At 60.8% G+C, this 18,694-nt stretch carries 21 protein-coding genes; 11 read left to right on the forward strand and 10 right to left on the reverse strand.

Annotation, left to right across the window (positions count from 1 at the left end; translation table 11 throughout):
- The first annotated feature begins 178 nt into the window (after nt 1-178).
- Nucleotides 179-862, forward strand: coding sequence for a response regulator transcription factor (locus CCX46_RS18790; protein ID WP_127928829.1), 684 nt, complete (start codon nt 179-181; stop codon nt 860-862).
- Nucleotides 840-2,234 (forward strand): sensor histidine kinase, encoded by a 1,395-nt coding sequence (locus CCX46_RS18795; protein ID WP_127928831.1) that lies wholly within the window; start codon nt 840-842, stop codon nt 2,232-2,234. Before CCX46_RS18790 ends, CCX46_RS18795 begins: the two co-directional genes overlap by 23 nt.
- A 129-nt stretch (nt 2,235-2,363) precedes the next feature.
- Here CCX46_RS18795 and CCX46_RS18800 read toward each other — a convergent pair whose 3' ends face one another.
- From CCX46_RS18800 to CCX46_RS18810, 3 genes are read right to left on the reverse strand one after another with little or no spacing between them, the layout of a single operon-like run.
- The gene (locus CCX46_RS18800) at nt 2,364-2,774 is read right to left on the reverse strand and encodes an SRPBCC family protein (RefSeq protein WP_105708726.1); all 411 of its coding nucleotides are present in this window, start codon (nt 2,772-2,774) and stop codon (nt 2,364-2,366) included.
- A 23-nt stretch (nt 2,775-2,797) separates the two neighbouring features.
- Nucleotides 2,798-3,595, reverse strand: a complete 798-nt coding sequence (locus CCX46_RS18805) for an SDR family NAD(P)-dependent oxidoreductase (protein WP_127928834.1) — start codon at nt 3,593-3,595, stop codon at nt 2,798-2,800.
- Complete coding sequence (locus tag CCX46_RS18810; protein WP_127928836.1) at nt 3,592-4,614, reverse strand: aldo/keto reductase; 1,023 nt, start codon at nt 4,612-4,614, stop codon at nt 3,592-3,594. Before CCX46_RS18810 ends, CCX46_RS18805 begins: the two co-directional genes overlap by 4 nt.
- Nucleotides 4,615-4,726: 112 nt before the next feature.
- On the opposite strand from CCX46_RS18810, the gene CCX46_RS18815 reads away from it, so the two are divergent.
- Nucleotides 4,727-5,623: a LysR substrate-binding domain-containing protein gene (locus CCX46_RS18815; protein ID WP_127928838.1), complete on the forward strand. Its 897-nt coding sequence runs from the start codon at nt 4,727-4,729 to the stop codon at nt 5,621-5,623.
- 218 nt (nt 5,624-5,841) lie between these two features.
- Nucleotides 5,842-6,501 carry a methyltransferase family protein gene (locus CCX46_RS18820; RefSeq protein WP_127928840.1) on the forward strand — a complete coding sequence of 220 codons (660 nt, stop codon included), beginning with the start codon at nt 5,842-5,844 and terminating at the stop codon, nt 6,499-6,501.
- A 121-nt stretch (nt 6,502-6,622) separates the two neighbouring features.
- On the opposite strand, the gene CCX46_RS18825 is transcribed toward CCX46_RS18820, so the two are convergent.
- The gene (locus CCX46_RS18825) at nt 6,623-7,288 is read right to left on the reverse strand and encodes an HAD-IA family hydrolase (protein WP_127928842.1); all 666 of its coding nucleotides are present in this window, start codon (nt 7,286-7,288) and stop codon (nt 6,623-6,625) included.
- A 67-nt stretch (nt 7,289-7,355) separates the two neighbouring features.
- Nucleotides 7,356-7,769: a response regulator gene (locus CCX46_RS18830; RefSeq protein WP_095118272.1), complete on the reverse strand. Its 414-nt coding sequence runs from the start codon at nt 7,767-7,769 to the stop codon at nt 7,356-7,358.
- A 199-nt stretch (nt 7,770-7,968) separates the two neighbouring features.
- Between CCX46_RS18830 and CCX46_RS18835 the strand changes: the two genes are divergently transcribed.
- Nucleotides 7,969-8,910 carry a class I SAM-dependent methyltransferase gene (locus CCX46_RS18835; protein ID WP_127928844.1) on the forward strand — a complete coding sequence of 314 codons (942 nt, stop codon included), beginning with the start codon at nt 7,969-7,971 and terminating at the stop codon, nt 8,908-8,910.
- Between the two features lie 121 nt (nt 8,911-9,031).
- On the opposite strand, the gene CCX46_RS18840 is transcribed toward CCX46_RS18835, so the two are convergent.
- A complete protein-coding gene (locus CCX46_RS18840; RefSeq protein ID WP_127928846.1) occupies nt 9,032-9,811 on the reverse strand; it encodes a helix-turn-helix transcriptional regulator in 780 nt (259 codons plus the stop codon).
- A gap of 110 nt (nt 9,812-9,921) precedes the next feature.
- Here CCX46_RS18840 and CCX46_RS18845 point away from each other — a divergent pair, with 110 nt between their 5' ends.
- On the forward strand, nt 9,922-11,037 hold the full coding sequence (locus CCX46_RS18845; protein ID WP_127928848.1) for an extracellular solute-binding protein: 1,116 nt from the start codon (nt 9,922-9,924) through the stop codon (nt 11,035-11,037).
- 158 nt (nt 11,038-11,195) lie between these two features.
- Nucleotides 11,196-12,314 (forward strand): DmpA family aminopeptidase, encoded by a 1,119-nt coding sequence (locus tag CCX46_RS18850; RefSeq protein ID WP_127928850.1) that lies wholly within the window; start codon nt 11,196-11,198, stop codon nt 12,312-12,314.
- A 350-nt stretch (nt 12,315-12,664) separates the two neighbouring features.
- On the opposite strand, the gene CCX46_RS18855 is transcribed toward CCX46_RS18850, so the two are convergent.
- The gene (locus CCX46_RS18855; protein ID WP_127928852.1) at nt 12,665-13,297 is read right to left on the reverse strand and encodes a TetR/AcrR family transcriptional regulator; all 633 of its coding nucleotides are present in this window, start codon (nt 13,295-13,297) and stop codon (nt 12,665-12,667) included.
- A gap of 163 nt (nt 13,298-13,460) precedes the next feature.
- On the opposite strand from CCX46_RS18855, the gene CCX46_RS18860 reads away from it, so the two are divergent.
- Nucleotides 13,461-13,901: a hotdog fold domain-containing protein gene (locus CCX46_RS18860; RefSeq protein WP_127928854.1), complete on the forward strand. Its 441-nt coding sequence runs from the start codon at nt 13,461-13,463 to the stop codon at nt 13,899-13,901.
- Nucleotides 13,902-13,965: 64 nt separating this feature from the next.
- Here CCX46_RS18860 and CCX46_RS18865 read toward each other — a convergent pair whose 3' ends face one another.
- Nucleotides 13,966-14,652: a GNAT family N-acetyltransferase gene (locus CCX46_RS18865; protein ID WP_127928856.1), complete on the reverse strand. Its 687-nt coding sequence runs from the start codon at nt 14,650-14,652 to the stop codon at nt 13,966-13,968.
- Between the two features lie 151 nt (nt 14,653-14,803).
- Here CCX46_RS18865 and CCX46_RS18870 point away from each other — a divergent pair, with 151 nt between their 5' ends.
- On the forward strand, nt 14,804-15,289 hold the full coding sequence (locus CCX46_RS18870) for a DUF3592 domain-containing protein (RefSeq protein WP_127928858.1): 486 nt from the start codon (nt 14,804-14,806) through the stop codon (nt 15,287-15,289).
- 9 nt (nt 15,290-15,298) lie between these two features.
- On the opposite strand, the gene CCX46_RS18875 is transcribed toward CCX46_RS18870, so the two are convergent.
- Both CCX46_RS18875 and CCX46_RS18880 read right to left on the reverse strand, forming a co-directional pair.
- Nucleotides 15,299-15,856: a YceI family protein gene (locus tag CCX46_RS18875; protein ID WP_127928860.1), complete on the reverse strand. Its 558-nt coding sequence runs from the start codon at nt 15,854-15,856 to the stop codon at nt 15,299-15,301.
- A gap of 74 nt (nt 15,857-15,930) precedes the next feature.
- Nucleotides 15,931-17,286 carry an MATE family efflux transporter gene (locus CCX46_RS18880; protein WP_127928862.1) on the reverse strand — a complete coding sequence of 452 codons (1,356 nt, stop codon included), beginning with the start codon at nt 17,284-17,286 and terminating at the stop codon, nt 15,931-15,933.
- A gap of 199 nt (nt 17,287-17,485) precedes the next feature.
- Between CCX46_RS18880 and CCX46_RS18885 the strand changes: the two genes are divergently transcribed.
- Together CCX46_RS18885 and CCX46_RS18890 are read left to right on the forward strand one after the other, a co-directional pair.
- Nucleotides 17,486-18,046, forward strand: a complete 561-nt coding sequence (locus CCX46_RS18885) for a chorismate mutase (RefSeq protein ID WP_127928864.1) — start codon at nt 17,486-17,488, stop codon at nt 18,044-18,046.
- A 123-nt stretch (nt 18,047-18,169) separates the two neighbouring features.
- Nucleotides 18,170-18,571: a hypothetical protein gene (locus CCX46_RS18890; protein ID WP_127928867.1), complete on the forward strand. Its 402-nt coding sequence runs from the start codon at nt 18,170-18,172 to the stop codon at nt 18,569-18,571.
- Nucleotides 18,572-18,694: the final 123 nt, after the last annotated feature.

Here is an 18,694-nt window from a genome sequence, read left to right on the forward strand (position 1 = left end):
AACCTTGCAAATTGCAACAACTGCCGGATAACAGCGGGTTTTATGCATTGGCCTCAAATACCCATCACGCTCGAAATTTGCGTTTGTGACAGGTGAACATGAAAGTTAATTTAAAGCGTCAGCGGATTTTCTTGGCAAAATGCTGCCATTCCGTTTGAACCGATCAGCAGGCCTGCCTATGACTCGTATCTTGACCATCGAAGACGACGCCGTGACCGCACGGGAAATCGTCGCCGAACTGAGCAGCCACGGACTCGACGTCGACTGGGTCGACAATGGCCGCGAAGGCCTCGACCGCGCCGTGAGCGGCAACTACGACCTGATCACCCTTGACCGCATGCTGCCCGAACTCGATGGCCTGGCCATCGTCACCACCCTGCGCACCATGGGCGTGGCCACACCGATTCTGATGATCAGCGCCCTCTCCGATGTCGACGAGCGCGTACGCGGCTTGCGGGCCGGCGGCGATGACTACCTGACCAAGCCGTTCGCCACCGATGAAATGGCCGCACGGGTTGAAGTGTTGCTGCGTCGGCAGAACAGCGGCGCGACTCAAGCGACGACCCTGCAGGTAGCCGACCTCGAACTGGACTTGATCAGCCACGAAGCGCGCCGTGCCGAACAAGTGCTGACGCTGTTGCCGACCGAGTACAAGTTGCTCGAATTCCTCATGCGCAACAGCGGCCAGATCCTTTCGCGGATGATGATTTTCGAAGAGGTCTGGGGTTATCACTTCGACCCCGGCACCAACCTGATCGACGTGCACATCGGCCGTCTGCGCAAGAAGATCGACGCCGTCGGCCATGTGCCGCTGATCCGCACGGTACGGGGCTCCGGCTATGTCATTGCCGAACCCGTCTGACGGCTGGCGTTCCTCCAGCAGCCGCTTGCTGGCACTGTACAGTTCGCTGTTTGTGGCCTGGAGCGCGATCCTCATGGGGGTCATGTATTACGAAGTCTCCGGCTACCTCGACAACCTCGCCAAACATTCGCTGATGCAACGTCAGCACCTGTTCTCGCACTTTCGCGGCGAACAGCTGGAAGACGCGCTCGCCGCCAGCATGACTTTCGATATTCGCGGCATCGACGCCTATGGCTTGTTCGATGCCGACGGCGTTTACCTCGGCGGCGCGTTGCAGCAGATCCCCGAGGGTCTGCCGCTGGACGGCAAGATCCACATGCTCGCCGACTGCGCCAATTCCGATGATCCGACCTTGCCCAATGACAGCTGCGACGCAGTGGCCACGCAAACCCGCGACGGCCGCTGGCTGGTGTTGCTGCGCGACAACGGCTCGTTGTTCGCCGTCACGCGGATCATTTTGCATGCGTTGTTCTGGGGCGTGTCGCTGACAATTCTGCCGGGCATTGCCGGCTGGCATTTGCTGCGGCGCCGACCGTTGCGGCGGATTCGAGCGATTCAGGACAGCGCCCAGGCGATTGTCGCCGGCGATCTGACTCATCGATTACCGCTGTCCAATCGCCGCGATGAACTGGACATGCTCGCCGCGATCGTCAACGCCATGCTCGAACGCATCGAGCGTTTGATGAATGAAGTCAAAGGCGTTTGCGACAACATCGCCCATGATTTGCGCACGCCGCTGACGCGCCTGCGCGCGCAGTTGTATCGCATGCAGCAGCAGGCTGGCGAAGGCTCGCAGGAAGCGGCGCAGCTGGATCTGGTGCTCGCAGAAGCCGATACGCTGATGGCGCGCTTTCGCGGGTTGTTGCGGATTTCCGAACTGGAGGATCGTCAGCGTCGCTCGGGTTTTGTCGAACTCGACCCGGTGCAACTGCTGGAAGAACTGCATGAGTTTTACCTGCCGCTGGCCGAAGAAGGCGAACTGCGTTTCGAGCTGAACATGCCGGAAACATTGCCGGCGCTGAATGGCGACCGGGCGCTGTTGTTCGAGGCGTTGGCGAATCTGCTCAGCAACTCGATCAAGTTCACGCCACCGGGCGGCACGGTGATGCTGCGTGGAGTCAACGCGGGTGGGCAGACGCGGATTGAAGTGCACGACTCAGGGCCGGGGATTCCCGAGGCCGAACGTGAAGCGGTGTTCCAGCGCTTTTATCGCGCCGAAGGTGGGCAGCCGCAGGGTGGCTTTGGTTTGGGGCTGTCGATTGTCGCGGCGATTGTCAGCTTGCATGGCTTCAGTCTTGAAGTTGGCAGCAGTGATCTCGGTGGGGCGAAACTGGTGCTCGATTGTCGGCAGAGCCTGATCGAGAACTCCTGATTCTCGACATGATCGTTCCCACGCTCTGCGTGGGAATGCCTCAAGGGACGCTCCGCGTTCCAGCTTGAGAATGGGACGCAGAGCGTCCCGGGCTGCATTCCCACGCAGAGCGTGGGAACGATCATCAGCTCAGGCGGGGTAATTGGCTCGGAGTGCTTCGAGGCCACCCTGGTAGATGCCGCTGAACAGCGCCACCACTTCCTCATCGCTCACGCCTTTGGCATTGAAGCGCCCCGACCACGTTACACGTGCGCCCTGCCCTTGGGCTTCAACCTTGATCGTCGCCAGATAATCCGTGGCCGGAAACGGCGCCTGCTCAATCGAATAGCTGTAGGTTTTTGCCGCGTTGTCGAACGCTTGCAGACGCTCGACCACCACGCCGCCGTCAGCGGTTTGCAGGGTGCGCACGCGGCCACCGTCGCTCAGTTCACTGTTGGGAATAAACGGCAGCCAATCGGGCAGCGTGTTGAAGCCGCCGATCAATTGCCAGACCTGATCGGCCGAAGCCGGGATGTCGATGGTTGCAGATGCTGTTGGCATAAATAAACGTCTCTCTCGGGAATTCAGATCGTGAGGCTGTCGACCACGCCACCATCGACGCGCAACGCGGCGCCGGTGGTGGCCGAGGACAGCGGCGAAGCGATGTAGGTGACCAGGTGCGCGACTTCTTCAACGTCCGCCACGCGCTGGATGATCGAGGTTGGACGGGCCTTGCGCACAAAGGCGTCGGCTTCATCGCGCAGGTTACGCCCGGATTCGGCCGCGGCGTCCTTGAGCATGTCTTCGAGGCCATCAGTGAAGGTCGGCCCCGGCAGGATCGCATTGACGGTCACCCCGGTGCCAGCCAGACGTTTGGCCAGACCGTGGGACACCGCCAGATTGGCGCTTTTGGTCACGCCGTAGTTGATCATGTCCGCTGGCGTGGCGACGCCGGATTCCGAGGACAGGAAGATCACCCGACCCCAGCCCTGTTCGACCATCGCCGGCACATAATGCCGCGCCAGGCGCACGCCGGAAATCACGTTGACCTCATAGAAACGCGTCCACTCACTGTCGGGCGCGTCAAAGAAATCGACAGCGTCGAAGATGCCGAGGTTATTCACCAGAATGTCCGCACGCGGTTCAGCGGCAAACAGTTTTTGCGCACCTTCGGCGCTGCCCAGATCAGCCGTCAAACCACGCAATTGCGCGCCCGGCACCTTCTCGCGAATGCTCGCCAGCGCCTGCTCGACCTTGGCGGTATCGCGGCCGATCACCACCACCGTGGCGCCGGATTCGGCCAGCGACTGGCTGATGCCCAGACCAATGCCGGCGGTGCTGCCGCTGACGATGGCCAGTTTTCCACTCAGATCAATCTTCATGCTTTCACCTCATCGATTGGCAATGGTGCACGTTCGCTAACCAGTCTGGCGTCGCGCATCGCCTGCCAGAAACCGGCAGGAATAGTGGCTGACAAGGCGGCGACATCTTCAGCAATTCGACCGGGTTTGCTCGCGCCGGGAATCACTGCGGCGACCGCCGGATTGGCCAGCGAGAACTGTAGCGCAGCGGCTTTGATATCGACGTTGTAAGCGGCGGCGATGCGTTTGATCTGCTCGACCTTGGCGATGACGTCAGGGCTGGCTTTCTGGTATTCGAAGTGCGCACCACCGGCGAGGATGCCCGAGCTGTAAGGGCCACCGACGACGATCTCAACGTTCTGCGCCAGCGCCGAATCCATCAAGCGTTGCAACGGGCGTTCGTGATCGAGCAGCGTGTAGCGACCGGCCAACAGAAAACCGTCCGGCTGCGCTTCGCTGAGGTCAAGGGTCAATTCGCACGGCTCGACTTTGTTCACGCCCAGGCCCCAGCCGTTGATCACGCCTTCTTCGCGCAAGCGGGTCAGCACTTTGAATGCGCCAGTGCGGGCCTGATTGAAGTATTCCAGCCATTGATCGCCGTAGAAATCCTGAGCGATGTCGTGCACCCAGACGATGTCGAGGCGATCGGTTTGCAAGCGTTTGAGGCTGTCTTCGATCGAACGCATAGTCGCGTCGGCGCTGTAGTCATTGACGATCTTGTTCGGGCGACCGTGTTCGAATACGCCGCTTTTCTCGCCAAGATCACGGGCAGCGGCGTCTTCGACTTCATCGAGAATCACCCGGCCGACCTTGCTGCTGAGCACATAGTCGTCGCGCTTGTATTGCTTCAGTGCTTCGCCGAGGCGGATTTCCGACAGGCCCGAACCGTAGAACGGCGCGGTATCGAAGTAACGTACGCCGGCATCCCACGCGGCATGCACGGTGGCTTGCGCTTCGGCTTCCGGGATGGCGCGGAACATGTTGCCCAGGGGCGCGGTGCCTAAGCCCAGTTGGCCGGGCAGTTTGTCTTTCAAACTCATTGGATTTTCCTCGTAGGTTCTGGGTCGGTGTGACCGTTGAGCAGATCCTAGATTGCGACACCGAGACCGTCCAAGACATAATGCGCAGCACTTGAGTCCCTATAGGTCTGACATGATCGACATCCGCCAATTGCGCTACTTCGTGGTCGTCGCCGAGGAAGAACACGTCGGCCGCGCCGCCGAACGGCTCCATATTTCCCAGTCGCCACTGAGCCGGCAGATCGCCCAGCTCGAAGAGCGTTTGGGCCTGACGCTATTCGAGCGCAGCCAGCAACGCATTCGCCTGACCCGCGACGGTCAGACCTTCCTCGCCGAAACCCGCGCCCTGCTGACCCACGCCAATCGCCTGGAATCCCTCGGCAAACGTCTGGGGCGCGGCGAAGAAGGCGGCCTGTGCATCGGCTATATCGAAAACGCCATGCACGCCGGCGTCCTGCCCAATGCCTTGCGCGTGTTGCGCGCCGATCGGCCGAATGTGCATGTCGCGCTATACAACCTCAGTTCCGCCGAGCAGTTGGAAGGCCTGCGACAGCGTAGTCTCGATATTGCCTTGGTGAGTGAGCCGCCGACCGATGACGATCCGGATCTGCTGAGCTTTCAGGTGCTGGATGATCCGATGCTGCTGGCGTTGCCGGAGCATCATCCATTGGCGCAGCAAGCGGCGTTGAACCCCGAGGATCTGGCCGAGCAGGAATGGATCGGCGTGCAGCCGCGTCAGGATGCCAACGATCAGTTTGTCAGCGCGTGCATCCGCGCGGGGTTCACCCCGGATGTGCGCATGCAGGCGACCGAGCCTTTTACCGCGCTGGGTTTGGTAGCGTCGGGGCTGGGGATTGCGATGATCCAGAAAGGCTTGAGCCATAACGCACCGCCCGGTGTGGTGTTGCGGGAACTGCCATGGCTGACGCTGACTACGCCATTGTGGGCGGCATGGCACCGGATAAATTTGCGGCCGCTGGTCGAAACCTTCCGCAAAGTCCTGACTGACGACAAGGTATCTGCTGACTGACATGGCCCCTTCGCGAGCAAGCTCGCTCCCACAGGTTCAGATGTGATCTCGCATTCTGTGTACGACGCAGATCCCTGTGGGAGCGAGCCTGCTCGCGAAGGGGCCGGCACATCCAGGATCAAAATTGACTGATCCAACGCCTTCGCGAGCAGGCTCGCTCCCACAGGTTTTGTGGCGGATCTACACTCAACGGATCAGCACCCCGCCGTGAGAACGCCATGAAAATGTCTGCACAAATGACCGTCGTCGCGGTACTCGCCACCCTCGCCTGGCTGGGTCTGGCGGTGTGGGGCATTGGCGGTGTGGCGATGTTCTTTTCCCACGGTTCGCTGGTGATCGTGGCATTGGCGACGGTGGCGATGGTGATTGCTTCACTGTTCAGTGAGGTCAACCTCAGTTCTGGCGAACGTGAAGATCGCGCCAATCGCTGGGTGATTCCGGCCTTTGGTGTGATTGGTCTGGTCAGTGGTTTCTTGCCAGCCTATTGCGACCGGATGAACTTCTGGACGTTTGGTGGTGAAGGCGTGCGCTGGCTCGGCGCTTTGCTGTTTATCGTCGGCGGCGCGCTGCGACTGTGGCCAGTGTTTGTGCTGGGGCGGCGCTTCAGTGGATTGGTGGCGATACAGCCGGGGCATCGCCTGGTGACGGATGGCATCTATCAGCACCTGCGCAACCCGAGTTATCTGGGGCTGGTGATCAATGCCGTGGGCTGGGCGCTGGCGTTTCGTTCGGTGGTGGGATTGTTGCTCGCGGCGCTGACGTTGATCCCGTTGATTGCCCGGATTCATTCGGAAGAAGCCCTGCTGCGTGCGCAGTTTGGGGCGGAGTACGAAGCTTATTGCGCGCGCAGTTGGCGGTTGGTGCCGGGGGTTTATTGATTTGCGAACACCGTCCCCCTGTAGGAGTGAGCCTGCTCGCGATAGCGGTGGGTCAGTCAAATCCATGTGTCTGACAGACCGCTATCGCGAGCAGGCTCACTCCTACAAGGGATTGTGTTTGTCAGTTGCGTTGCAGGTGCAGGCCGTCGCTGTCGACTTTGACGCTGACCGCAGCGTAACTGGCCAGCGTCGCGTGCGCCGTTTCCAGCGGATGCTGATGCGTCGTGGTGATGATCATCAACGCCGCGCCAGCCGCTTCGGCCGCTTGAATACCGACAGTGGCATCTTCGAAGATCAGGCAATCATGCGGCTCCTGGCCAAGACGTTTCGCAGCCAGTAAATAGCCGGCCGGATCAGGTTTGCCGGCCTTCACATCTTCAGCCGTGATCATCACCGCCGGCGCTGGAATCCCCGCCGCCGCCATCCGCCGTAACGCCAGATCCCGTGGTGCCGAGGTCACCATTGCCCAGCGATCTTTGGGCAGGCTGTTGAGAAATTTCGCCGCGCCGGGAATCTCGACAATGCCTTCAACGTCTGCGATTTCCGCCTCGGTGATGAACGCCGCTTGCGCCTCGGCATCCACGCCCGGCAGGTTCAGGCGATTGATCGTGTCGATGGCTCGCGCGCCATGAATGGTCGGCAAAAAGGTTTCCACATCGACACCATGGCGCACGGCCCAGGCTGACCAGATCCGCTCGGCGGCAGCAATGGAATTGAGGACGGTGCCGTCCATGTCGAACAGAAACGCGCCGAACGCGCGATCAAATACAGCATCGTGAGCAGACAAAGGGTCGCATCCTCTGGCAAGAGACCGGGCGGGCAATGTAGCACTTGCCCGCCCGTTCCACCCAGCGTCAGTGCAGACGCGGGGCCTTGGATTTGAACGCGCTGTCGACGCAGTCGAGCAATTGACCGATGGCCCAGGGCTTCTTGATGAACGCCACCGAATGCTTGACCCCGGAGGTCTCTGGCGTTTCGTAGCCGGACATGACCATCACCGGCTTGTCCGGCCAGCGGTCGCCGACCAGGTTGGCCAGATCAGCACCATTGAGGGTGCCGGGCATGGTGATGTCGGTCAGCAGCAGCGCCACTTCCGGCGCGTGTTGCTCGAGATATTGCGATGCGGCGTCGGCGCTGGTGTGCGGCTCGACCTTGAAACCTTCCTCCTGAAGAATTTCGCAAAGAAACTCCAGAATCAACGGATCGTCCTCGACTACCAGAATCAACCCGCCAGGAAGGTGCGCATCCGCCGTCGGTGTTGGGCACATGGAACTGCACTCCCTGAATTGCATTAACGATTTAGCGGCTTGAATCCGCTGCTTATCTGGTATGAGCGGCGGGCTCTGCAGAAATTCATTTTTGATACAGGTCTTTTGCGAAACGGCGTTTTTGCCCGTCAGCGGCAATCGTTCGCGACGGTGTATTTGTGGTTAAAATGCCGGCCCTTTTGCTTGCCGATCCTGACCGATGAACCCTGAAGCCCTCGCTACCCTCCACGCCCATCTGCTGCCGGCCCTCGCGGCAGCGCCGAGCGAAACCCGCCGCCTGTTCCACGGGCGCGGCCGCTGCTGGCCGGGGCTGGAGCAGTTGACCGTGGACTGGCTGCAAGGCGTGGTGCTGGTGTCGCTGTTCAAGGAACCAGCGCCTGAGCAGCTGGACAATCTCAAGGCGCTGCTGCTGGAACTCACCGGTTCCGCCGAATGGAAACAGTCCGGCGCGCACACGTTGCTGATCCAGCATCGCTACTTGCCGCAGAGCACTGCCGAATGGTTGCAGGGCGATGAAATCGACGAAATGAGCATCGTCGAGGGCGGCTTGCAGTACCGCGTCGATCTGGGTCGCAAGCAGAACGCCGGGCTGTTTCTCGACATGCGTTACGGGCGCAACTGGGTGCGCGAACAGGCCGACGGCAAACGCATCCTCAACCTGTTCGCCTACACCTGCGGGTTTTCCGTGGCGGCCATCGAAGGGGGCGCCAGCCATGTGGTCAATCTGGACATGTCGCGCGCAGCTCTGAGCCGGGGTCGCGACAATCATCGCTTGAACGGCCATGACTTGAGCAAAGTCAGTTTCCTTGGCCACGACCTGTTCAAGTCCTGGGGCAAGGTGATCAACAGCGGCCCCTACGATCTGGTGATCATCGATCCGCCGTCGTTTCAGAAAGGCAGTTTCCTGCTGACCAAGGACTACCAGCGCGTGCTGCGTCGTCTGCCGGAATTGCTCACGGCGCAAGGCACGGTGCTGGCGTGCATGAACGATCCGGCGTTCAGTTCGGACTTTCTGATCGATGGCGTGACGCAGGAAGCGCCGGGTTTGCGCTTTGTAGAGCGGCTGGAGAATCCGCCGGAGTTTCCGGACATTGATCCTGAAAGCGGTCTCAAGGCCCTGATCTTCCAGCGCACTATCTGACACCCCGAAGATCCCTTGTAGGAGTGAGCCTGCTCGCGATAGCGGTCTATCAGTCAAATAGGTGATATCTGACACACCGCTATCGCGAGCAGGCTCACTCCTACAGGGGGATTGTGTTGGGTCAGGGAGTTGGTGGGCGCAGCACCAAAGCAAACAACTCACCATGCCCGGTGACATTGAGCTTGTGATACAGATTGCGCCGATGCACCTTGACCGTTTCCGGCGAAATACCCATCTGCTGGGCCATCGCCTTGCTGGAGAAACCCTGCAGGATCAGCCGTGCCGTGTCGACCTCACGCACCGTCAGCCGCGCATCGAAGCGGTCAAGCAACGTCGCCAGATCACCGACCACCGTTTGCGCCACCGCGCCCTGCGGCGGCAGCAACTGCACATGCCGACGCATCGCCGCCAGCACCCAGTCGCGCACGCACAGCAGCCGACCCTGCTCGGCCATGTCGAACGGCGTCGAGCGACCCAATGACAAACCGAGCACGCCGCCCTCGACGTTGATCATGAACTGCAACTCGTCTTCACCGACCATCAAACGAAAGTAGCTCTGGTAATACTCGCTGTGCAGAAACTGGTCCGGCGCCACCGAGGCGAGGCTGTGCAAACCGTCGGCAATGCCGGTCGAGGCGGCTTGATAAAACGGATCGAGCAAGTACATTCCGGCGCAGTATCCGGCGAGTTCCTCTTGCTCGTCGGCGCGGCCCTGGCTGTCGAAGTCGATCAGCAACTGCGGCGCCTGCCCGGCTTGCATCAGCGCCACCAGCGCGTTGTCCAGCGGCACCAGCAATCGCAAGGTGTCCACCAGCGCGCGCCAGAAACCGTCCTGACCGACACCGGCAAATACCCGCGCCAGGCTTTGATGCACTGGCAGTTCCTGCAGCAACGCGTCCACGCACTACCCCTTTTGAGTAACCCATGATGGGAATGGGTCAGGCGTGACCGGCCCGATAGGCTGAGCACTCCTGTTCATCACCGGCCTGTACAGGCCAGGAGTGCCGCATCATGCGTCGTCACCGTGGCTGTATCAACCTCAGCATAAAACTGGGCCTGCTGGCCGGTCTCAGCGCCAGCTCAATTGCCATGGCCGCCGACGCACCGAGCGTGCACGTCTACAACTGGTACGACTACATCGGCCCGAACACCCTCCACGATTTCCAGCGCGACAGCGGTATCCAGCCGGTCTACGACACCTTCGACAGTGCCGAAGTCCTCGAAGGCAAACTGATGACCAGCCGCAGCGGCTACGACGTGGTGGTGGCAAGCAACTTCAGCCTGCCGACGCTGATCAAGGCCGGCGCCCTCGCCCCGCTGCCGCGCGAGCAACTGCCGGGCTGGAAGAATCTCGACAGCGACCTGCTGGCGAAGCTGGCCAACAACGATCCCGGCAATCAATACGCAGTGCCTTATCTGTGGGGCACCAACGGCATCGGTTACAACATCGATAAAGTGCGCGCGGCGCTGGGCGACAAGGCGCCGGTGGACTCGTGGGATCTGGTGTTCAACGAAGCCAACCTCGCCAAACTCGGCCAGTGCGGTGTGGCGATGCTCGATTCGCCGTCGGAGATGCTGCCGGTCGCCCTGCATTATCTGGGGCTGCCACCGAACAGCACCGATCCTGATGACTATAAAAAAGCCGAAGCGCTGCTACTGAAACTGCGCCCGCACATTGCCTACTTCAACTCGTCGAAATTCATCAGCGACCTGTCCAACGGCAACATTTGCGTGGCGGTGGGCTGGTCGGGCGCGATGCTCGAAGCCAAGACCAATGCCGAGCAAGCCAACAACGGCGTGAAGATCGCCTACAGCCTGCCCAAGGAAGGCGCGCCGGTGTGGTTCGACACGCTGGTGCTGCTCAAGGACGCACCGAATCGTCCCCAAGGCCTGGCCTTTATCGACTATCTGCTGCGCCCCGAAGTGATCGCGCCGGTCAGTGATCACCTGTCTTATCCGAATGGCAATCGTGCGGCGACACCGTTGGTGGCCGAAGCCACGCGGGACAACCCGGCGGTTTATCCGTCTGCTACGGCAATGGCCACGCTGTACACCCTTGAACCGTTGCCGAAAGCCACCGAGCGAGTGCGCACGCGGGTGTGGAGCAAGGTCAAGAACGGCCAATAAAGCCTTTTGAACATTGCACAAAACCCTGTGGGAGCGAGCCTGCTCGCGAAAGCGGTGGGTCAGGCACTGATGTGTTGAAAGTGCCGACGCCTTCGCGAGCAGGCTCGCTCCCACAGGGTCAGTGCACAACCCAGCATTTTTTTGAGAGACAGAAATCAATGAAACCTCGTGCCCGTGACCTCAACATCCGCATCGGCCAACTGCCGCCCGGCCCGCTCAACGCCATCACCGATGTACCCGGCGTGCGCGTCGGCCACAGCAATGTGCGCGGACGCAGCAGCGCCGGGCGCGACATCTGCACCGGCGTCACACTGATCGAACCGCGCCCGGGCTCGACCAATCAGCAGCCGTGTTTTGCCGGCGTGCATGTGCTCAACGGCAATGGCGACGCCACCGGCCTTGAATGGATTCGCGAGGCGGGTCTGCTGACCAGCCCGATTGCCTTCACCAACACCCACAGCCTTGGTGTAGTGCGCGATGCATTGATTGCCTTGGATCGCCAGCAGCAACCCGACGACGGTCGCCTCTACTGGAACATGCCGGTGGTGCTGGAAACCTTTGACGGTTTGCTCAACGACATCAACGGTTTCCACGTCCAGCCTGAACACGTCGCCGAAGCGCTGAGCGCAGCCGTCGACGGCCCCGTCGTCGAGGGCGCGGTCGGCGGTGGCAGCGGCATGATCTGCCATGAATTCAAGGGCGGCATCGGCACCTCGTCGCGGCGGTTGAGCCGTGCTCAGAGTGGCTGGACCGTCGGCGCGATCGTGCAGGCCAATCACGGCATTCGCAGTGAGTTACGGGTCGATGGCTACCCGGTCGGGCGCTACATGGAACAGAAAGATTCGCCGTTCCTGCGCGCAGCGTTACCGCATCCGGGCATGGGTTCGATTGTTGTGTGTCTGGCCACCGACGCGCCGCTGTTGCCGCATCAATGCACACGTCTGGCACAGCGCGCGAGCCTGGGTCTGGCGCGCACCGGCGGTGGCAACGAGGATCACAGCGGCGACATTTTCATCGCCTTCGCCACCGGCAACGATCACGTGCCGCCCGCCGCCTACGAAGGCAAAGGCGCGCCGACCTGTGACGGCTTGCGCATGGTCAACAATGACCACATCAGCGAGCTGTTTCTCGCCGCGACCGAGGCGGTTGAAGAGGCGATCATCAATGCTTTGCTGGCCAGCGACAGCACCGAGGGCAACGGGCATTCAGTGCCGGGACTCGACGCCGACACCCTGCTCGCAGCCCTCGAAAAATCAGGCTGGCCCGGCGCCCGTTGACCCCGCGTTTCCCCTGTAGGAGTGAGCCTGCTCGCGATCGCGGTTTGTCAGTCGAAGTTGATTTGACTGACCCACCGCGATCGCGAGCAGGCTCACTCCTACACAGGATCACGTCAGTATTTGTGTACCAGGTTCTCGCCGCCGCCCGGGCGACTGGCGGTACTTGAGCCGCCACTTGCACACTCCTAGGATGGAATCACGCAGTGGCTCCGCTCTATCGAGCGCTGCGTAGGCACGGGTGCTCTGAACCCCAATCAAGCCCGTGCCTTGCTTCATGCGCATCTTGAGCCTCGAGGGCTCTACTTCCTCCCCATCAAAGAGCTTTGAGGCTCTTTTTTTGTCTGCGTAAATCAACAGTCCGGCAGCGCATCGACGCGAATCGAGCGCCAGGCCGCCTGCGCCAGCAACTCGCGATAATCCGCCGGACGGCCCTTCACCCGCCCCGCCAACCAGGCGCGGCAATAACTGTCGGCCTGACCAATGATCAACGACGGCAACAGCTCGGCGGGCAGCGCCTTGAGTTCGGCAGCGCGCCCCGATTCGGCCAGCCAGTCGCGCAGACGCAGATTGCGGGTCTTGTTGCGCTCGGCCAGTTCGTCTTTGAACGGCCCTTTGGTCACGGCAAACCGCGCGTGGTACTGGAAACGCGCCCATTCGGGTTGACGCTCGACCCAATCGACGTAGCTGAACACCAGCGCCTGCACACCTTCCTCGGTGGTTTGCGCTGCATCCAGATAGGCATCGCGCAGGCGCGCCTGATCCTCCAGCGCGGTAAAAAACAACGCGGCGACCAAGCCCTCCTTGTTGCCGAAATGGTGATAGATCGCCCCGACGCTGGTATCGCACTCGGCGCGAATCATGTCGATGGTGGTGGCCTCGATCCCCTGCTCGTTGAACAGGCTCAGCGCCTTGCGAAAGATATCGCGCTTGAGTTCGGCACGGCGGCCGGGGTAGCTGCGTTCAAGTAGATCTGCGGTGTCCATGCGGCTCACTGCCTGAAAATCGGGATTGAAAGGCACACGTCGTGCCCATGAAAAAACATGCACAGGTTGACAGATTTCCCGCAGACCGAATACCGTTCCGTTACAGAACATTATTCTGTAACGGAACATCATTCTGCAAAATCACTTTCCGCGAGGCGTTTCCATGAGTCAGTTTCTCAGCATGTTCAACAGCGCAGGCCCGCAAGCGTTCAGCCAGATGGCCTGCCAGGTCGCGCCGTACTTCAGCACCATCAACCCGCTGGTGACCGAGTTGCGCGCCAACGCAGCGACGGTGCAAGTACCGTTTCGTCGTGAGATCACCAACCACCTCGGCACCGTGCATGCGATTGCCATGTGCAACGCCGCAGAACTCGCCGCCGGGATGATGACCGATGTGTCGATCCCGGCCGGCGCACGCTGGATCCCCAAAGGCATGACCGTGGAATATCTGGCCAAGGCAAAAACCGATGTGACGGCGGTGGCCAGTGGTGAAGGCGTGGATTGGCAGAGCGAAGGCGACAAGATCGTCACCGTGGACATTCACGATACCGAGAGCAAAAAAGTGTTCACGGCGCGGATCACCATGAACGTCAAACTCGGCTGAATCGGGGACACAAAAAAGCCCTTGCTGCGCCATTCACAGCAAGGGCTTGTTCAGCGATGTGAGGTCAGTGCACGGTCAGGCGCTGGCGGACAAACTCCTCGACATGGCGGGTGGTCTGGTCGAGGTGTCGGTCGCGCTGTTTCTCGGCGTCGAGCATCGCGCGCTTGCCGTTTTTCTGCAGCAGATAGGTGTGGATCTGCTGCACTTCCAGCGACCGGTAGATCGGTGTGGTGTCGATAAATCCGCGCAGGCCGTTGCTGCGGTAATGCCGGGTGCTCATCAATACCTGCGTTTCCCGTGAACCGATCACTTCAAAACCCAAGGCTTCGAAGTACGGGACTTTACCCACGGTGCAGGCCAGTTCCGCATGAGGATAACGCCCGACCATTTCGCCGATCAGCGCCCGCGCCACGCCCTGACGCCGATGCCCTTCGCGCACCGCCATATAAGCCACGCTGCAGGCTTCCCAATCGCCCTGCACCGGCAGGTACAACAGAAAACCGATCACTTGCTCCGGATCATCCTCGTCGGTGGCGACCAGCAACTCGACGTCGGTGCCCTTCTCGCCATTCAACGCTTCCAGATACAGATGCACCTCATAGCCGACCGCGTACTGATAGACGTTGTACAGCAGGTTGCTCGGGCCGAGACCGACCGCGCTGATGTCGGTCAGGTAGTCGACGACCATCTGCAGAATCTGGCTGTTGACGCCTTCGGGGCATGGGGATTTGTAGTGGGTGATGCGTGGCATGACGAACTCCGACGGTAAAAAGCGTTGCCGACCGCCGCAGCGGTCGACGAGCCGCGACATCATACCGTGACCGGCCGGCTCGACGTCTAAAGTTCCTGTTCCGAGCGCCGATGTAACGGTCTCCTACCAATGTCACCACCACGGATCAGCCATGTACTACCCGCGCGAAGCTGCCAAGGATCACCTCTACAACCGTATCGTCATGCTGACCGTTGCTTGCTGCGTGGTGCTGCTGCTCGCTGCAATGGCTCACAAGTCGGGCATGCTGTATGGGGCGCTGAGTTTCAACGGTGTGGAAACCCGTGGCAGCGTCACGGCATTGGAGCAGATTCCAATGAACGCCAATGGCAAGGTCATTCACTATCAATACACCGATGCCCAAGGCCAGACCCATGAAGGGCAACACGCCGACGAACGCTACGTTGAGCATACCCAGTACGAAGTCGATGGCCCGATCAACCTGCTGGTGTCGCCGTGGATGCCGGATAAAAGCTGCATCGCCAGTCAGTTGCAGAGTTACCGTACGAGCTTCTGCATCATGACCGGCGGTGTGTTGCTCGCACTGCTGTTTCTGCTGATCTCCGGCAGAACGTTCTGGCAGATTCAGGCGATGAAAGAACAGGACCGGTTTTATTGACTGGCGAGGTCACTGCTGCGGCGCCACCACTTTGAATTTGATGGCGATGTCCTTGGACACCACGGTGTCCGCCCACTCCCCCGCGCCGAGGCCGAACTCGTCGCGCTTAAGCACCAGGTCACCGTCGAAAATGCCGATGGCACTGCCCGGTTTCAATTCCACCGGCACCTGCACTTCGCGGGTAATGCCCTTGAGGGTGAGTTGTCCGTCGATCAGATAGCGACGCTCGGCCACTTGGGTGAAACGTCGGGATTCGAACACCGCCACGGGAAATTTTTCGGTGTTGAACCACGCCGGTTTTACCAGCTCGGTGTTGGCGTCTTCGCTGCCGGCATCGATGCTGTTGAGGTCAATGTGCAGCGTGGTACGGGCGTTGGCGAGGTTGTCGGTATCAAAGTCCAGCGTCGCCTCGAACTTGCCAAAGGTGCCGTACATCGGCGAGCCCATCTGGTTGTAGGTAAAACTGATCTGGCTGGCGGTGGTGTTGACCCGCGTGTATTCGACAGCCTGCGCGGCAGAGATGACGCACAGCGAACACGCGGCAGCCAGCAGCAATCGGATCGACATGGGATTCTCCGGGCGGGGCTGGCCGTCGAGGGCCTCGATTGACTTAAGCAAACATCCGACTGTTACGCCAGCGCCTACACCAGCCGCTCGATCTTCTGATGCTGCCAGACCAGTTTGTAATACAAGGTCTGCAACACCAGCATGCCCAGATACGCCACCGGAAACGCCATCCACACCCCCTGCAAACCGTACTGCCCGTCCAGCCAGTACGCCGCCGGCAGTTGCACGCCGACCACGCAAATGATCGCAATCACCACCGGCACCAACACCGTGCCGCTGGCGCGCATGATCCCGCCAATGATTGCCTGGAAGCCGAACACCAACAGGCTCCACAACATGATGTGCAGCAGATGCTCAGCCATCGCCCGGGTCGAATCCTCGGTCAGGAACAGGCCCAGCAACCAGTGCGACAACAGGTAACCGAGCACAATCAAACCGCCGGTCAGGCACACGTTGATCAGCAGCCCGGTGCGAAGAATCGGCCCCATGCGTTCCAGTCGCCCGGCGCCGATGGCCTGCGCACCGAGGATCGACGCGGTGATCGCAATCGACAAGGCCGGGAACTGCACATAGTTGACGATCTGTGTCACTGCGCCATAGGCCGCCGTCGCTTGCGACCCGTGCTGGTTGACCAGCGCCAGAATCACCAGCTCCGACAGCGACAGCACAATCATCTGCACGCCGGTCGGCAGACCGATGCGTAACACTTTGCCGAGAATCGCCCCGTCGAGCCGTAGCGCGGCAAAAAACTCGCGATCCGGCGCCAGTGAATGGCCCTTGCGAATCAGCCGCCACGCCAGCCACGCCATTGCCGCCAGGTTGCCGGCCAACCCCGCGTACGCCGCACTCTGAATGCCCAGTTGCGGCAAGCCGAACCAACCGCGAATCAGCGCTGGGGTCAGGGCCAGCCCGACACAGGTCGACACCACCAGCGCCAGCAACGGCGACAGCGTATCGCTGACCCCGCGCAACAATTGCGTGAACAGTACGAACACCAGCAGCGACGGCAAGATCCACATCATCACGTGGGCATACGCCACTGCATCGTCGAGCACATCCGCCGGCGTCCCCAACCCCGCCAATGCCTGTCGCGCAAACACGCTGCCCAATATCGCGGCCACCAGGCCGATCAATACGCCCAGCAACAGCGTCGCCCCGGCAATCGCCTTGACCATGTGCGGTTCGCGCGCGCCCCACGCCTGACCGATCAACACCCCGGCGCCCGCACCGAGGCCGATCACCAGTGCGATAAAGAAGAACACGATGGGAAACATCCCCGACACCGCCGCCAGTGCCTGGGTGCCGAGCATCTGGCCGATGTAGATGCTGTTGACCGTGCCCGACATAGATTGCAGAAAATTCGACAGCACCATCGGCGCGAGGAACAGCAGGTAGGTGTGCCAGAGTGGGCGTTGGGTGACGGCTTGCATTGAATAGAGGTCCATCTCGACGGCGGGAGGGCTGATTGAGGATAGCTTCGGTGAGTTGCTCGCGGGGTGCAATTAACATTTCAAATCGGTGTTTATTACCGGTGCCCGCACCTGTGTAATGAGCACGGATCTATAGGTGTCGGTTCAGCGCTGTGGTAAACAACTGCCCACTTCCATTGCTCTCATTGAGGCTCTGTTCATGCCGCACGTTGCCAATCTGTTGACCGCCAGCCTACTCGCCCTGCTCGCCACCAGCGCTCACGCCGCCGCGCCCGCCGAAACGTTGAAGCCGTTGCTGGAAACACTCAACGAACGCCTGAACATCGGCGACCTCGTCGCGCTGACCAAATGGGACAGTGGCAAGCCGATTCAGGACAGCCCGCGTGAGGCGCAGGTCATTGCCAATGCCCGAGCGCTGGCCGCCGAGCACAAGCTCGACCCTGAAGACGTGGCGCAACTGATCGCGGCGCAAATGGAGGCGAACAAATTAGTGCAGTACGGGTTGCTCGCACAATGGCAGGCGGCCGCTGCCGCACCAGACACCCCGCGCCCCGACCTCGGTAAACAGATCCGCCCGCGTCTGGATGAACTGCAAACCCGTCTGCTGCAGCAATACGCCGAGTTCGCGCCCTATCGCCATGACGCGAATTGCCCGGCGTGGCTGGCCAAGGCGCGCAGTGGCCTGACCCACGATGCGTTGCATGAGTTGGCTTTGACGCGGGCGACCGGTGAGCTGTGCGTGCGATCAACCACCCCATGAAACGGGGGCTCGGGCATACATTGCTGGCGTCGATAGTCACCATCACGTCAATGAAGTTCTCATAAAAAATCCACGGCGTAACATCGGCTCCAGACAAACAACTACCCCTTGGAGCACACGATCATGAAACGCCAAACCCTTCTCAGCATCGCTTTTTCGGTTTTCGCCATTAACGCTTTTGCCGCCACCCCGGCACATACCCAGGTCGCTGAAGGCGGCTCGGACAAGTTGATTGAAAGTCGTGTTGCTGAGGGCGGCTCTGATCGTCTGCTCGAACGCCGCGTTGCCGAAGGCGGTTCTGATCGTCTGCTCGAACGCCGCGTTGCCGAAGGCGGTTCCGATCGCCTGATCGAACGCCGCGTTGCCGAAGGCGGTTCCGATCGTCTGCTCGAACGCCGCGTTGCCGAAGGTGGTTCCGATCGTCTGATCGAACGCCGCGTTGCTGAAGGTGGTTCCGATCGTCTGATCGAACGCCGCGTTGCCGAAGGTGGCGCTGATCGCCTGATCGAACGCCGCGTCGCCTAAACCACTGGCTTCATCGCAACCCCAAGAAAAAGCCCGGCCTGATCAGCCGGGCTTTTTCCTGCCCGCAACCATCCATTCCCCGACTGGTCACCCACCGCCCATTGCGCATACCATGCGGCCACA

The organism is Pseudomonas sp. RU47 (genome assembly GCF_004011755.1).
GTDB lineage: Bacteria > Pseudomonadota > Gammaproteobacteria > Pseudomonadales > Pseudomonadaceae > Aquipseudomonas.

Bases quoted from the DNA above. Each gene is read 5' to 3' on its own strand.
- CCX46_RS18850 (WP_127928850.1), top strand. From the start codon at position 11,196: ATGAAACCTCGTGCCCGTGACCTCAACATCCGCATCGGCCAACTGCCG.
- CCX46_RS18790 (WP_127928829.1), top strand. From the start codon at position 179: ATGACTCGTATCTTGACCATCGAAGACGACGCCGTGACCGCACGGGAA.
- CCX46_RS18845 (WP_127928848.1), top strand. From the start codon at position 9,922: ATGCGTCGTCACCGTGGCTGTATCAACCTCAGCATAAAACTGGGCCTG.
- CCX46_RS18795 (WP_127928831.1), top strand. From the start codon at position 840: ATGTCATTGCCGAACCCGTCTGACGGCTGGCGTTCCTCCAGCAGCCGC.
- CCX46_RS18865 (WP_127928856.1), bottom strand. From the start codon at position 14,652: ATGCCACGCATCACCCACTACAAATCCCCATGCCCCGAAGGCGTCAAC.
- CCX46_RS18860 (WP_127928854.1), top strand. From the start codon at position 13,461: ATGAGTCAGTTTCTCAGCATGTTCAACAGCGCAGGCCCGCAAGCGTTC.
- CCX46_RS18890 (WP_127928867.1), top strand. From the start codon at position 18,170: ATGAAACGCCAAACCCTTCTCAGCATCGCTTTTTCGGTTTTCGCCATT.
- CCX46_RS18870 (WP_127928858.1), top strand. From the start codon at position 14,804: ATGTACTACCCGCGCGAAGCTGCCAAGGATCACCTCTACAACCGTATC.
- CCX46_RS18820 (WP_127928840.1), top strand. From the start codon at position 5,842: ATGAAAATGTCTGCACAAATGACCGTCGTCGCGGTACTCGCCACCCTC.
- CCX46_RS18805 (WP_127928834.1), bottom strand. From the start codon at position 3,595: ATGAAGATTGATCTGAGTGGAAAACTGGCCATCGTCAGCGGCAGCACC.
- CCX46_RS18830 (WP_095118272.1), bottom strand. From the start codon at position 7,769: ATGTGCCCAACACCGACGGCGGATGCGCACCTTCCTGGCGGGTTGATT.
- CCX46_RS18875 (WP_127928860.1), bottom strand. From the start codon at position 15,856: ATGTCGATCCGATTGCTGCTGGCTGCCGCGTGTTCGCTGTGCGTCATC.
- CCX46_RS18810 (WP_127928836.1), bottom strand. From the start codon at position 4,614: ATGAGTTTGAAAGACAAACTGCCCGGCCAACTGGGCTTAGGCACCGCG.
- CCX46_RS18855 (WP_127928852.1), bottom strand. From the start codon at position 13,297: ATGGACACCGCAGATCTACTTGAACGCAGCTACCCCGGCCGCCGTGCC.
- CCX46_RS18815 (WP_127928838.1), top strand. From the start codon at position 4,727: ATGATCGACATCCGCCAATTGCGCTACTTCGTGGTCGTCGCCGAGGAA.
- CCX46_RS18800 (WP_105708726.1), bottom strand. From the start codon at position 2,774: ATGCCAACAGCATCTGCAACCATCGACATCCCGGCTTCGGCCGATCAG.
- CCX46_RS18885 (WP_127928864.1), top strand. From the start codon at position 17,486: ATGCCGCACGTTGCCAATCTGTTGACCGCCAGCCTACTCGCCCTGCTC.
- CCX46_RS18880 (WP_127928862.1), bottom strand. From the start codon at position 17,286: ATGCAAGCCGTCACCCAACGCCCACTCTGGCACACCTACCTGCTGTTC.
- CCX46_RS18835 (WP_127928844.1), top strand. From the start codon at position 7,969: ATGAACCCTGAAGCCCTCGCTACCCTCCACGCCCATCTGCTGCCGGCC.